General features: G+C 65.6%; 8 protein-coding genes. 7 read left to right on the top strand and 1 reads right to left on the bottom strand.

Annotation, left to right across the window (positions count from 1 at the left end; all coding sequences use genetic code 11):
• The first annotated feature begins 135 nt into the window (after window positions 1-135).
• From IB249_RS11630 to IB249_RS11620, 3 genes are all read left to right on the top strand, one after another.
• Complete coding sequence (locus tag IB249_RS11630; protein ID WP_192304664.1) at window positions 136-630, top strand: DMT family transporter; 495 nt, start codon at window positions 136-138, stop codon at window positions 628-630.
• A 2-nt stretch (window positions 631-632) separates the two neighbouring features.
• Window positions 633-1085, top strand: a complete 453-nt coding sequence (locus tag IB249_RS11625) for a DMT family transporter (protein WP_192304662.1) — start codon at window positions 633-635, stop codon at window positions 1083-1085.
• An 83-nt stretch (window positions 1086-1168) separates the two neighbouring features.
• On the top strand, window positions 1169-1333 hold the full coding sequence (locus tag IB249_RS11620; protein ID WP_192304660.1) for a metallothionein: 165 nt from the start codon (window positions 1169-1171) through the stop codon (window positions 1331-1333).
• A gap of 88 nt (window positions 1334-1421) precedes the next feature.
• Here IB249_RS11620 and IB249_RS11615 read toward each other — a convergent pair whose 3' ends face one another.
• Window positions 1422-1649 (bottom strand): DUF6555 family protein, encoded by a 228-nt coding sequence (locus tag IB249_RS11615; protein ID WP_008152143.1) that lies wholly within the window; start codon window positions 1647-1649, stop codon window positions 1422-1424.
• Between the two features lie 145 nt (window positions 1650-1794).
• Between IB249_RS11615 and IB249_RS11610 the strand changes: the two genes are divergently transcribed.
• The 4 genes from IB249_RS11610 to IB249_RS11595 all read left to right on the top strand — a co-directional run bounded on the left by IB249_RS11610 (window position 1795) and on the right by IB249_RS11595 (window position 14822).
• Window positions 1795-2568, top strand: a complete 774-nt coding sequence (locus IB249_RS11610; protein WP_192304658.1) for an AraC family transcriptional regulator — start codon at window positions 1795-1797, stop codon at window positions 2566-2568.
• 231 nt (window positions 2569-2799) lie between these two features.
• Window positions 2800-2973, top strand: coding sequence for a DUF1427 family protein (locus IB249_RS11605; protein ID WP_192304656.1), 174 nt, complete (start codon window positions 2800-2802; stop codon window positions 2971-2973).
• A gap of 30 nt (window positions 2974-3003) precedes the next feature.
• Complete coding sequence (locus tag IB249_RS11600; RefSeq protein WP_192304654.1) at window positions 3004-3960, top strand: quinone oxidoreductase family protein; 957 nt, start codon at window positions 3004-3006, stop codon at window positions 3958-3960.
• A 329-nt stretch (window positions 3961-4289) separates the two neighbouring features.
• Window positions 4290-14822, top strand: coding sequence for an autotransporter-associated beta strand repeat-containing protein (locus IB249_RS11595; RefSeq protein WP_192304652.1), 10533 nt, complete (start codon window positions 4290-4292; stop codon window positions 14820-14822).
• Window positions 14823-14861 lie beyond the last annotated feature (39 nt).

The raw sequence follows: 14861 nt of genomic DNA, 5'->3' as shown, positions 1-14861 counted from the left end.
GGCGCACAACCTGTGGGAGCGAGCCTGCTCGCGATAGCGGTCTGTCAGGTGAATTGATATCGACTGACCCACCGCTATCGCGAGCAGGCTCGCTCCCACAGGGTTTTCGTTGTTTCAACGGTAGGTGCCTTGCAAATGCAATCTTCTTCAATCGACGACGTCAGCGTCGTCACGACGTCCAAAACCAAACCCGGGCTGCGCCTGTTGCTGTTGCCCCTGGTCATCCTCGCCGGTATGGGCCTGTCCGTGGAGGCCGGGTTGCTCGGGCCGCTGGGCGGGCAGGTCGGTCACCTGTGGGCGACCCTGAGCATCTTCGGTGTCGGCTCGGCGATTCTGTTCCTGTTGCTGTTGTTCAGTGGCCCGCAAAAGGGGCCGGCCCTCGGCGACCTGCCGCGCTGGCAGTTGATCGGCGGTTTCCTGGGACCGATGTACGTGGTGGTGCTGACCCTGGCCACGCCGCACATCGGCATTGCCATGACGATGATCGCGATCCTGTCCGGCCAGGTGGGCAAAAGCGTGCTGATCGACCATTTCGGCTGGTTCGGCGCCACCCGCAAGAAAGTCAACGGTGAGCGCTGGCTGGCGTTGCTGTTGATTGTCGCGGCACTTGTTCTGATCGCTCGGGGTTGATGATGAATCTGATTATGTTGTTGGTGGTGGTCGTGGCCGCCGGTGCGGTGCTGAGCGTGCAGGCCGCAATCAACGGGCGCCTGGGCGAGACCGTCGGTGTTTTGCGCAGCAGTCTGCTGACCTTCGTGGTGGGCGCGGTGAGCACCGGGTTGCTTATCCTGTTCTTCGAACCGGCCCATGCCGTGACCCTGCTCGACGTGCCGAAATGGCAACTCAGCGGCGCGTTGTTCGGGGTGGTGTACATGATGGTCATGGTCGGTGCGGTGCCGCGGGTCGGTACGGCCGTGGCGACGGTGGCGGTGATCGTCGGGCAACTGGGCATGGGCATGCTGATCGACAACTTCGGCTGGCTGGGCAACCCGTCGATCGAGCTGTCGGGCAGTCGGATCCTGGCGATGGTGTTGCTGGGACTGGCGCTGGTGTTCATGTACCGCAGCAGTACCCGCACCGCTTGAACTCCGCTTCGTGCAGCGACTCCTAAACTGAGAAGACGGATCGTATTCGCGAGACCGGACGACCACACCACGGAGTCAGACTCATGATCGATAGCGAAAGTACCTGCGACTGCCCCAAATGTTCCTGCAAACTGGGCGCGCATCCCATTGCCCGCCACGGCAAGCACTACTGCTGCGAAGCCTGCGCCAAGCATCACGAGCACGGTGAGGCGTGCTCGAGCAAAGGCTGCAAGTGCGCCCATGGCTAGCGGCCACGCATAAAAAAGTGGAGCCTGTTCAGGCTCCACTCGCCGTTTCAGGCGCGGATCACCGATCGCTCGAATCACCTTTCATCGATCAGTTCGCCGGGCGCCACTTGACGTTCTCCACGCCGAACTTTTCAGCCATCGGCTTGCTGGTCTTTTGCACCTTCTCCCGGCCAAAGCGTGGAATCCGACCCACGCCGGCGTCGCAGCTCGCCCAGTGCCAGGCCTCGGCATTATCCATCTTGTCCAGGCGGATAATGAACGACTTGGGGGCGCCATGAAGGGTGTACTCAATCACGAAAAGTTTTGCGTTGTTCATAAAACCCGTATTCCTCCCTGTAGTAATAGAAGGATCGTGCGGGTCGCGGAAAATTCAGTCGGATTGTCAGACGGTGGCTGCGAGTGGCGACGGGGCGTGCGGCTGGTTACCATGCAGGCTTCAGAAAGCCCAATGATTGCTGCCCATGGCCCTTGCCGCCCCCCCTGACCTGAGCGACACCGATGTGCCCGTGCAACCGCTGGCACGCACCTATCCGCGCGGCTTGTACATCGAGCCGCACGAGCATGCCTGGGGCCAGTTGCTGTATGCGATGAGCGGGGTGATGTGGGTCGAAACCCCGCACGAAGCCCTGGTGGTGCCGCCGCAACGGGCCGTGTGGCTGCCTCCCGGTGTGCCTCATGGGATACGTGTGGTGTCGGACCTGCAGATGCGCAACATCTACCTGCGCCCGGCATTGGCGGCAACCCTGGATGCCACGGTCCAGGTGATCGAGGTCGGCGGCCTGCTGCGCGAGCTGATTGTCGGGCTGGTGGAACAGGGGGATGACGGTGCACCGGAGTATTACGAGGCGCTGGTCGGCCTGGCGCTGCTTGAACTGCAACGAGCCAGGCGTTCGCGGTTGAAAATCCCCTTGCCCGACGACTCCGACCGGCGCCTGATGAACCTGTGCCAGGCCGTCATGGCCGCACCGTCGCTGGACATCCCCTTCGAACAGCACGCCGAAAACGCCGGCGCCAGCGTGCGCACCCTGGCGCGGCTGTTCAAGGACGGCCTGGGCATGGGCTTCGCCGAGTGGCGTCGTCAGGTGCAACTGGCCATCGCGGCAGCCGAGCTGATCCAGGGCGTGGCCGTCAGCACCATCGCCCGGGAACTGGGTTATTCGCCCAGCAGCTTCAGCGACATGTTCCGCCGCGAACTGGGCGTCGCGCCTTCGCAGTTTGCGGCGAACCAATCCTGACCGCGCCGATACCCTGATGCCCTGTCGGCGCGAGCGCGCTCGCGAGGGTCGTCAACGATGACGCTGGCAGCCTGACACCCAGCGGTGTTCTTGCGATGCTCGCGAGCAAGCTCGCTCCTGCAGTGAATCGGCAGGCGAACGGTTTGTCCGAAATTCAGAAGCACATGGCCGGTGCTCACCCTGACCCCTCCCTAGACTGTGCGCCTACCCCAATGGCCCACGGAGTCTGCCATGAGTTACTTCATCTCGCTGGTCATCGGTCTGGGCGTCGGCCTGCTTTACGGCGCACTGGACTTTCGTTCCCCCGCACCGCCCGCCATCGCGCTGATCGGCCTGCTTGGCATGCTCGCCGGTGAAAAACTGTGGCCGATGGGTCGGCAGCTGGTGGCTGGCTGGATCTCTTGAATTCCCTCTCCCTGTTCGATGGACACACCCATGAAAGCATTGCAGTTCGATAAAACCGGTGACCTCGCAGCCTTGCGCCTTGTCGAGGTGCCGACCCCCGTTCCCGGCGCCGATGAAGTGCTGGTCGAGATCAAGGCCGCCGGTCTCAACCCCAGCGATGTGAAGAACGTGCTCGGACGTTTCCCCTACACCACGTTGCCGCGCATCCCCGGTCGTGACTTCGCCGGGGTCGTGGTCGAGGGACCACAGGCGTTGCTGGGCCGGGAGGTCTGGGGCACGGGCCGTGAGCTGGGCTTTTTCGCCGATGGTTCCCACGCGCAGTTCGTCAAGCTGCCGGCCAACGGTGTCGCCCTCAAGCCTACGCATTTGAGCTTCGCCCAGGCTGCCAGCCTCGGCGTGCCCTATACCACGGCGTGGGATGCGCTGGAGCGCAGCCTGGTAACGGCCGATACCCGCTTGCTGGTGATCGGCGGCGGGGCGGTGGCCACGGCCGCGCTGGCCCTGGCGAAGGTGCGCGGCGCCCGGGTGCTGGCGGCGGCGCGTCGGCCGGAGCAGGTCAAGGATTTGCACGCTCAGGGGTATCAGACGCTGCAACTGGAAAAACCCGAGGACCTGGGCGCCCAGGTCAATGAGGTGTTCAGCGGTGGCGCCGAGGTGATCTTCGACACCACCGGTTTCTGGCTCCCGGCCTCCGTCGCGGCGCTGGCCACCTTCGGCCGCATCGCCATCATCGCCGCCCCGGTGGATGGCCTGGTGCAGTTGCCGGCCCTGGCGCTGTACCGCAAGGGCGGTTCGGTAGTGGGGATCAACTCGTTGCTGTATGGCGTACAGGCGTGTGCAGCGATGCTCGATCAATTCGGCCGGTTCTTCGACCAGGCGCTTCTGCCGCTGCCCAAAGGCCTGGTGGAATCGCCGTTGGAACAGGGACTGGAGCGCTACGCCGAGGTCAATCAGGGCCGTGGCGACAAAGTCATCCTGATGCCTTGATCCTGTGAGGTGGGAGCGAGCCTGCTCGCGATAGTGTTGTGTCGGCCAGAACACCTTTGACTGACCGAGCGCCTTCGCGAGCAGGCTCGCTCCCACCTTTTTTTCGCTCCCCCTTTCTGGGCGAGACCCCTGCAATTGCTCGTCCCAGAGCCTTCCTGTAGGAAAGTATTAACGCTATTTCGAGTGTGTCCCGATGCGGCGCCTCTACTACCGTGTGTCAACAATGAAACAGCATTTACGGTCGTAGCAGTTCGGATCTCGCATCGGCGGTTGCCCGCCATTGCTGTACGGCCTTCATGGAAGAGTGGTTCGGCCACAAGGAGTCCGCCGTGCAAGCAAGGTTCGGTATCGCCTCGGGTACAGGTTTTTCCACCCTTCGCTTCGCCGTGCGTCTGGGGCTCGCCGGGTTGTTGTTCGGGGCAGTGAGCCCCGAAGCGCTTGCCGCCTGCTCGGTGTCCGGCTCGACGGTGACCTGCACCGGATTGCCGGGGCTGCCGGGGCTGCCGTTGTTTCCCAATGACTTCAGCAGCGCCGCCAACGGCCTGACGGTGAACGTCGACAGCGCTGCACAAATGAACGCGGCACTCGGCGGCAGGGTGTTGAGCCTGACCGGGGTCAACATCAGCCTGAACAACGCCGGCATCATCGATCCGGCGATTCTGGGCGCGATCTCACTGCTCAGCGGTGGCGTGTTCATCGGCAACGGTGGGGTCAGCCTGGTCAATGTGGTCAATAATGCCGGCGCGTACATACGCGGGACCGGCGCGCTGCTCGGGCTCAACCTGACCAGCATCGACGGCCTGGCCATCGGCGTGAACAACGCGGCGACAGGCACCACCAACATCACCAACCACGGCACCATCACTTCGACAGGCCTGTCGATTGGCGGCGTGACCCTGGCCGATACCCCGGTGGTCGGCATCTACGGCGGCTCTCAGGTCAACATGACCAACAGCAGCACCGGCGTGATCAACGGGCGGATCGCCTTCGAAAGCTCAGCGACGGGCAACACCTTCACCAACGCCGGTGCCATCACCGGCGGCGTGTCGATGGGGGCGGGCAGCACCAACACCTTCACCGCCGTCACCGGCTCGACGGTCAACGTGGGAGACGGTGTGCAGATCAGCGTCGGTCTTGGCGGCCTGCTCAACATCAACCTGACGTTCGCCCCCACCGGGCAGGTCGACGGCGGTGCCGGCGGCAACAACCGCCTGGTCCTGCAAAATGCCGGGGGGATTGGCGGTGGCACAGGCAGCGCAGGCACAGCTTCGAGCGCCACTTACGTCAACTTCAACAACCTGACCGTGAACAGCGGCACCTGGACCTTGCAGGGGCCATTGGTCAGCGGCTCCACCACGCTCAATGGGGGGATCGCCCGATTCAACAACAACGCCACCTTTGGCAGCGGCGTGCTGACCTCCAACGGCGGGACCATCGAGGCGAGCAACGCCGGGTTGAACATCAGCAACCAGGTCTCGCTCGGCGCCGCTGGCTTGACCGTGCAGGGCACCAATGGCACGACCCTGAGTGGCGTGATCTCCGGAAGCGGGGGCCTCGTCAAGACCGGCACCGGCCAGTTGAACCTCAGTGCCGCCAACACCTACCTGGGCAATACCACGCTCAACGGCGGTACGGTGCAGTTGGGCAACAACCTGGCGCTGAGCACCGGCACGATCAACTTCACCGGGGCGACGAGCCTGTCGGCGCCGGGCACCATCACCCTGAACAACGCGATCAGCCTGGGCGGCACGATGACCGCCACCGGGACAGGGGCTCTGACCCTCGGCGGCTTGATCAGCGGCAGCAGCGGCATCACCAAGACCGGCAGCGGCAGCCTGACCCTCGCTGGCGCCAATACCGCTTACACCGGCACCACCACCTTGAGCGCCGGCAGCTTGCGGGTGAGCAATGACAACTCGCTGGGCAGCGGGGCGCTGAACACCGCCGCCGGCACCGCTCTCGACAGCACCGCCAACGTGACCCTGAGCAACAATGTTGCGATGACCGGCGCCCTCACCGTGCTCGGCAGCAATGCCCTGACCCTGGCCGGCGTGCTGTCCGGCACCGGTGGCATCACCAAGTCCGGCACCGCCGCCCTGAGCCTGAGCGGCAACAACACCTACGCCGGCAACACCCTGCTCAACGGCGGCAGCCTGTTCGTCGGCAGCAACACCGCGCTCGGCACCGGCGCACTGAGCGCCGCCGCCGGCACTACGCTGGATGCGACCACGGCGGTGACTCTGGCCAACGCCGTCGGGCTGGCGGGCGGACTGACCCTTGGCGGCACTCAGGCGCTGGGCCTGAGTGGGGTCGTCAGTGGCGTGGGGAATCTGATCAAGAACGGTAACGCGAGTCTGTCCCTCAGCGGCAACAACACGTTTTCTGGCGGCACCGCGCTGAATGCCGGGACGCTGTCGGTCGGCTCCAACACGGCGCTGGGCACCGGCGCATTGACCACGGCGGCTGGGACCACCCTCGACGCCAGCACCACGGTGGCGCTGACCAACGCGGTCAGCCTCGGCGGCAACCTGAACGTCGGCGGCAGCGCCAACCTGACCCTGGGCGGCGTGGTCAGTGGCAGTGGCGGCCTGACCAAAAACGGTGCGGCCAACCTGATTCTCAACGGCGCCAACACGTTCCTCGGTGGCGTGGCGTTGAACGCCGGGACCGTCACGGCGGGGCATGCCGCCGCGCTGGGCAGCGGCAACATCACTGTGGGCGGTGTGGCGACGCTCGACAGCAATACCGCTGTCACCCTGAACAACAACATCGTCCTCAACAACAGCCTGGGTATCGGTGGCAGCAGCGGCCTGACCCTCGGCGGCGTGATCAGCGGCGTCAGCCAACTGGTCAAGAATGGCGCGGCCAACCTGACGCTGGGGGGCGTCAACACCTACACCGGTGGCACGACGCTCAATGCCGGCAGCCTGACCGTCGCCAACGGCGGCGCACTGGGCAGCGGCGCCCTGTCGGTGGAAGGTGCGGGCACCCTCAACAGCTCCGCGGCCGTGACCCTGAACAACGCCATCATCCTCAACGCCAACCTGACGGCGGGCGGCGCCAACGCGATGACCCTCGGCGGCGTGATCAGTGGCGCCAATGGCCTGATAAAGACCGGCGCATCCAGCCTGACCCTCAACGGCAGCAACACCTACACCGGCACCACCGCCCTGAACGCCGGCACGCTGATCGTCGGTTCCAACACCGCACTCGGCACGGGCTCGGTGAACGCGTCGAACGGCACCACGCTGGACGCCAACACGGCGGCCACCCTGGCCAACAACGTCAACCTCGGCGGCACCCTGACCCTGGGCGGCAGCAATGCGCTGACCCTGGGGGGCGTGGTCGCCGGTATCGGCGGACTGGTCAAGAACGGCGCCGCCGACCTGACCCTGAACGGCGCAAACAGTTACCTGGGCAATACGGCGCTCAACAGTGGAAAACTGATTGTCGGCAGCAACACCGCGCTCGGTTCCGGTACGTTGAACGCCGCAGCCAACACCACCCTGGATGCCAACACCGCCGTCAGCCTGAATAACGCGCTGAGCCTGGCCGGTGCCCTCAACGTCGGCGGCAGCGCCGACCTGGTCCTGACCGGCCTGATCGGCGGTGCTGGCAGCCTGGTGAAAAACGGCGCGGCCAACCTGATCCTCAATGCAGCCAACAACTTCCTCGGCGGCACCACCCTGAATGCCGGCACCCTGACCGTCGGCAACAGTTCGGCATTGGGTTCCGCAGCACTGACGGTCGCCGGCGCGGCGACCCTGGACAGCAACTCGCCGTTGGTCAGCCTGAGCAACGCCATCGGCCTGAACGCCGCACTGACCGTCGGCGGCACTCAGAACCTGACCCTCGGTGGCGTCACCAGCGGCACTGGCCAGTTGATCAAGAACGGCACGGCCAACCTGACCCTCAACGGCAACAACACGTTCAGCGGCGGCACCACGCTCAACGCCGGCACGCTGACCCTGGGCAACGCCAACGGCCTGGGCAGCGGCGGATTGATCGTCGGCGGCGCGGCGACGCTGGACAACAGCGCCGCGTTCGGTATCGGCAATGCCATCACCCTCAACGCCGGGCTGACCGTGGCCGGCAACAATGATCTGAGCCTGAACGGCGTGATCGACGGCGCCGGCAGCCTGACCAAGGACGGCCTGTCGGACCTGACCCTGGCCGGCAGCAATACCTTCACCGGTGCGCTGAACATCGTCTCGGGCAGTGTCACCACGCTCAACAGCGATGCGCTGGGCAACGCGTCCGGGGTGAACATCAGCGCCGGCGCCGGGCTCAACCTGGCGAGCAATGCCAGCCTCGGCGCGCTGACGGGCAGCGGCAGTGTGCTGATCGTGGGCAGCAATACCCTGACGGTCGGCGGCGTGAGCAGCACCAGCACCTTCGATGGCGACCTCAGTGGCAGCGGCGGCCTGATCAAGGTCGGCAGCGGCACCCTGAACCTGACCGGCATCAGCGGCCTCACCGGCAATACCGCGATCAACGGCGGCACCCTGGACCTCAGCGGTTCGCTGGCCAGTGCACAGGTCAACGTCAACACCGGCGGCACCCTTACCGGCACCGGCTCGGCGATCGGTACGGTCAACGTCAACAGTGGCGGGCATCTGGCGTTGTCTTCGGGCAACCAACTGTCGGCCGGCGCGTTGGTACTGGGTGCCGGCAGCAACGTCGATGTCAGCCTCGCCACGCCTTCGACCACGTCGCTGATGAACATCGGCGGCAACCTGACCCTCGACGGCAATCTCAACGTCACCGATGCCGGCGGCTTCGGTGTCGGTGTCTACCGCCTGTTCAACTACAGCGGCAGCCTGAACAACCTGGGCCTGGATGTCGCCAGCGTGCCCATCGGCTATGCCCTCGGCGACCTGGTGGTGCAGACCGGCGTTGCCAACCAGATCAACATTCAAGTGTCGGCACCGAACTCGAACATCCGCTATTGGGACGGCAGCCAGACCATCGCCAACGGCGTCGTCGACGGTGGCAGCGGCACCTGGAGCGCGGTCGGCACCAACTGGACCGATGCCAACGGCCTGGTGAACCAACCGTGGGCCGGCGATTTCGCGGTGTTTCAGGGCACCGCCGGCACGGTGACGGTGAATGGCACCCAGTTGTTCACCGGTCTGCAGTTCCTCACCGACGGCTACAACCTGGTCAACGGCGCGGCGGGGCAACTGACGGCGGTCAACGGCAGTGGCGGGACCACGGCGATTCGGGTCGACCCGGGCGTGACCGCGACCGTTGGCGTCAACATCGATGGCAGCGGCATTCTCAATAAACTCGACAGCGGCACCCTGGTGCTCAACGGCGCCAATACCTACAGCGGTGGGACGCAACTGGATGGCGGCAAGATCGTTGTCGGTAGCAATACCGCGCTGGGCAGTGGTGCGCTGACCGCCAATGCCGGCACGCAACTGGACAGCAACCAGGCGGTGACCCTCGGCAATGCCGCGACGCTCAATGGCAACCTCACGGTGCTCGGCAGCAATGCGCTGACCCTCAACGGCGTGATCGGCGGCACCGGTGGCCTGATCAAGAACGGCGCAGCGAACCTGACCCTCGGCGGCAACAACGCCTTCCTCGGCCCGGTCGCCTTGAACGCCGGCGGGTTGATTCTGGGGTCGAACTCGGCGCTGGGCTCGGGCACGCTGAACGCGGCGAACGGCACGACGCTGGACAGCGCCACCGCAGTCAGCGTGAACAATGCGCTCAACCTGGCGGGCAACCTCGGCATCGTCGGTAGCAACGACCTGACGTTGACCGGTGCGATCAACGGCGCAGGCAGCCTGACCAAGAATGGTGCGGCCAACCTGACCCTGAATGGCAACAACAACTTTCTGGGCGGTACCACGCTCAACGCGGGCACCCTGACCGTCGGCAGCAATTCGGCACTGGGCCTTGGCAACCTCACCGTGGCCGGCGCTTCGACCCTGGACAGCAACAGCGCGCTGAGCCTGGGCAACAATGTTGTGCTCAACGCCAACCTCACCAACGCCGGTAGCAATGACCTGACCCTTGGCGGCGGCGTCAGTGGTACGGGCGGTCTGATCAAGAATGGCGCGTCCAGCCTGACCCTCAATGGCATCAACACCTGGTCCGGCGGCACCACGTTGAATGCGGGCACCCTGACCCTCGGAACGGGCGGATCGCTGGGCAGCGGCGCCCTGACCGTCGCCGGGGCCTCGACCCTGGACAACAGCGCGCCGCTGGTGCTGGCCAACAACCTCAATGTCAATGCCAACCTGAGCCTGGCCGGTAACAACAACCTGACCCTCGGCGGTGTGATCGCCGGCGCCGGCACCCTGACCAAAAATGGTCTGGCCGACGTGACTCTGGCTGGCAACAACACCTTCAGCGGCACCTTCGACGTGCAGTCCGGCAGCCTCACCACCTTGAGCGCCGGAGCACTGGGCAATGACGCCACGGTCAATCTCGCCGCTGGCGCGGCACTCAACCTCGGCGCCTCGGGCAGTCTGGCCAGCCTCACCGGCAGCGGCACCGCGCTGGTGGGCACCGGCAATACATTGAGCCTGGGTGGCAATAACGTCAGCAGCACCTTCGCCGGCATCCTCAGCGGTGACGGCGGGCTGACCAAACTTGGCACCGGCACCCTGACCCTGAGCGGCATCAGCGACCTGACCGGTGACACCAACGTCAATGCCGGCACCCTGCAGGTCAACGGTTCGCTGGCCAGCGCCAATGTGCTGGTCAACAGCGGCGCGACCCTCGGCGGCAGCGGCACATTGGCTGGCGCGGTGACGGTGGCCGACGGCGGGCATCTGGCGGGCGTGACCGGCAGCACCTTGTCGGTGGGTTCCCTGGTGTTCAACGGCAATTCCAACTTTGACGTCGGTCTGGGCACGCCGGTGTCCGGTGGCGGCAATGCACTGGTCAACGTCGGCGGCAACCTGACCCTGGACGGCACACTCAATGTCAGTGACATCGGCGGCTTCGGCAGCGGCGTGTATCGCCTGATCAACTACACCGGTGGCCTGACCGACAACGGCATGCTGATTGGCAGCGTGCCGGGCAGCGTCACCCCCGGCGAGCTGCAACTGCAAACCGCGCTGGCCAACCAGGTCAACCTGCTGGTCAGCGCGCCCGGCGTCAACGTGCAGTTCTGGGACGGCGGGCAACTGGTGGCCAACGGCGCGATCGATGGCGGCAGCGGCACCTGGGGCAGCGGCACCAGCAACTGGACCAACATCGATGGCACGCTGAACCAGGCCTGGGCCAACAGTTTCGCAGTGTTCCAGGGCAGCGCCGGCACGGTCACGGTGAACGGCGCGCAAAGCATCACCGGTCTGCAATTCGTCAGCGATGGCTACAGCCTGCAGAACGGCAGCGCCGGTTCGCTCAACCTGATCAACGGCTCGTTGGGCAACGCCAGCGTGCGGGTCGATCCGAATGCAACGGCCACGATAGGCGTGGCACTCAATGGCAGCGGCACCCTCGGCAAATACGACACCGGGACCCTGGTGCTCAATGCCGCCAACGGCTACACCGGTGGCACAGCGCTCAACGGCGGCAAACTGGTGCTGGGCAACAACGCCGCCCTCGGCACCGGGCTGTTGACCGCAGCTGACGGTACCGCGCTGGACAGCAACACAGCGGTCAACATCGCCAACGGCGTACTGCTCAACGGCGCACTGACGATTGCCGGTTCCAATGCCATGACCCTCGGCGGTGCGGTCAGCGGCGCTGGCAGCCTGATCAAGGCCGGCGCTTCCAGCCTGACCCTCGACGGCATCAACACTTACAGCGGCGGGACCCGGCTCACGGGCGGCTCGCTCGTGCTGGGCAACAACGGCGCGCTGGGCAGCGGTGCGTTGAGTGTCCTGGGCAATGGCAGCCTCGACAGCACGTCGGCCCTGCAACTGGCCAACGCAATCAACCTCGGCGCGCAGCTGACCCTGGCCGGCACTCAGGACACAACCCTGATCGGCGCAATCACCGGCAGCGGCAGCCTGGTGAAAAACGGCAGCGGCAACCTGCTGCTCAGCGGCGCCAACACCTACAGCGGCGGCACCACCCTGAACGCGGGCACTACCCGTGGCGATACCAGCAGCCTGCAAGGGGCGATCGTCAACAACGCGGCGCTGACCTTCGAGCAGAACAGCGACGGCCGCTATACCGGCAACCTGACCGGCACTGGCACGCTCAGCAAAACCGGTACGGGCGAATTGCTGCTGACCGGTCAGAACGGCTTCACCGGCAACACCGATGTACAAGTCGGCGTGTTGCGGGTCGACGGCAGCCTGAGCAGCGCCAATGTGTCGATTGCCAGCGGTGCCAAACTGGGTGGCAGCGGGCAATTGAGTGGGGCGGTGCAACTGGCGAGCGGCGCGACGCTGCTCGGTGGCAGTGGCGCATCGCCGTTGTCGGTCGGTTCGCTGGCATTGTCCTCGGGCACCCAACTGGACTTCAGCCTGGGCGCTGCGGCCAGCTCGACCACGGTGATCGACGTCGCCGGCGACCTGATCCTCGACGGCACGCTGAACATCAGTAATGCGGGCGGCTTCGGCACCGGGGTCTATCAACTGTTCCGTTACGGCGGCAGCCTGACGGACAACGGCCTGGTCTACGGCAGCCTGCCCGTGTCGGCGGCGAACCTGACTCTGCAAACGGCGCTGGCCAACCAGGTCAATCTGCTGGTGCAGGGCGCGCCGGGCACCGTGCAGTTCTGGAATGGCGGCAACACCAACCCCAACGGCACCATCGGTGGTGGCAGCGGCGTATGGGGTCCGGGCACCGTCTGGACCGATCCGACCGGTACCCAGGCGCTGGCGTCGAACGGTCAGTTCGCGATCTTCGGCGGGCAGGGCGGCACGGTGACCGTGGTGGGCAACCAGAGCTTCACCGGCCTGCAATTTCTTGACGACGGCTACAGCCTGGTGGCCGGCGCCGGTGGCAGTCTGACTCCGGTCAATGGCGTGGGCGGCAGTCTTGCCCCGGTGCGGGTCAACGCGGGCGTGACCACGGAAATCAGCGCACCGCTGGTGGGCAGTGGCGGCCTGGAAAAACTCGATGCGGGCACCCTGATCCTCAGCGGCGCCAACACCTACAGCGGGGGCACGACGGTCAGTGGCGGTACGCTGGTCGGGAACAGCACCAGCCTGCAGGGCAATTTCCTCAACAACGCACGGCTGTTGTTCCAGCAGAATTTTGCCGGTCGCTTCAACGGGGTGCTCAGCGGTGTCGGGACCCTGCTCAAGCGCGGCGCCGGGACGTTGCTGCTGACGGGCAACCACCCGTTCAGCGGTGCGGTGTCGGTGGACCAGGGCGTGCTGCAGGTCGGCAGTCTGGCCGAGAGGGCATCGCTCGCCGGCCAGGTGACCGTGGCCAATGGCGCGGGGCTCAGCGGTAACGGCAGCGTCGGTGGGGTGGTCAACCACGGCGTGGTTGCGTCCGGCGCCGAGGCCGGGACCTTGAGCGTGACCGGCAATCTGACCAATGCCGCTGACGGCCTGCTGGCGTTGACCGTCAGTTCGCCCACGGCGACACCGCTGGTGATCGGCGGCACGGCGAGCCTCGGTGGCAGCCTGCAGGTGCGCAGCCTGGCCCCGTTCAGCAGCAGCGCCGTGTATTCGCTGATCACTGCCGGCGGCGGGCTGACCGGCACCTTCAGCAGCGTCGACCTGCCGCAATACGCGTTCTTCGACACGCTGCTGGCCTACAACGCCAACGCGCTGAACCTGGCGGTCACGCGCAATGGCAGCTCGTTCGTCGATGTCGCCGCCACCGGCAACCAGAGCGGCACCGCGTTGGCGTTGATGAACAACGGCGCGGCCGGTGCCACGTTGCAGAATGAAATCCTCAACCTCAGCACCGGTGGTGCCCGTGCTGCGTTCGACAACCTGTCCGGGGAAATCCACGCCAGCACCGCCAGTGCCGTCCTCGAGGATTCGCGCTACATTCGCGACGCCGTCAACGACCGCATGCGCCAACCGTCCTGCAGCGCCGCCGACGATCCGCGTCGGGCACTGGCGCCGAGCGACAACCAACTGAGCAGCAGCGGCTGCCACGGCGAAATGGTCGGCTGGATGCGCGCGCTGGGCGCCTGGGGCGAATCGGATGGCGACAGCAACAGCGCCAGCCTCGATCGCAACCTCAGCGGCTTCATGCTCGGCACCGACAAGCAGCTCGACGATCAGTGGCGCGTCGGCATGGCCGCCGGCTACACCCGCAGCGATATCGACGCCAGTGATCGGCGTTCGGACGCCACCATCGAGAGCTATCACCTGGCGGCATACCTGAACTCGCAGTTCGATGCGTTGGCGGTGCGCCTGGGCGCGGCCTACAGCTGGCATGACATCGAAAGCAAGCGCGATGTCAGCGTCGGCGCCTACAACGACCGCTTGAAGGCGCACTACGATGCCCGCAGCGCCCAGGTGTTCGGCGAGGTCGGGTACACCGTCGAGGCGGCGGGCGTCGCCCTGGAACCGTTTGCCGGTCTGTCCTACGTCAATTACGACAGCGACACCGCCAAGGAGAAAGGCGGGGTGGGGCGACTCAAGGGCGATGCCGATCAGGACATCACCTTCTCCACCGTGGGCCTGCGCGCCGGCAAGCGCATCACCCTGGCCAACGGTGGCCAGTTCACCCCGCGTGCGGCCATCGGCTGGCGTCACGCCTTCGGCGACACCAAGCCGGACGCCGACCTGACCTTCATCGACGGCGGCGCTTCGTTCACCACCCAGGGCGTGCCGATCGCCAGAGACAGCGCCGTGCTGGAGGCGGGCGTGGACTTCCAGGTCAGTGAGGCCGGGAAACTGGGAATCGGCTACTCGGGGCAAGTGTCGAAAGAAAGCCGGGATCATGCGATGACGATCAGTTTCAGCATGGGTTTCTGAGAACAGGTGAAGGACCTTGACCGCCCGCAAGGGCGGTTT

Origin of the sequence: Pseudomonas sp. PDM04 (assembly GCF_014851765.1) — a bacterium.
Taxonomy (GTDB): Bacteria; Pseudomonadota; Gammaproteobacteria; order Pseudomonadales; family Pseudomonadaceae; genus Aquipseudomonas.
The sequence above is the reverse complement of the archived record's forward strand: the minus strand, read 5'-3'. Positions and strand labels throughout refer to the sequence as shown.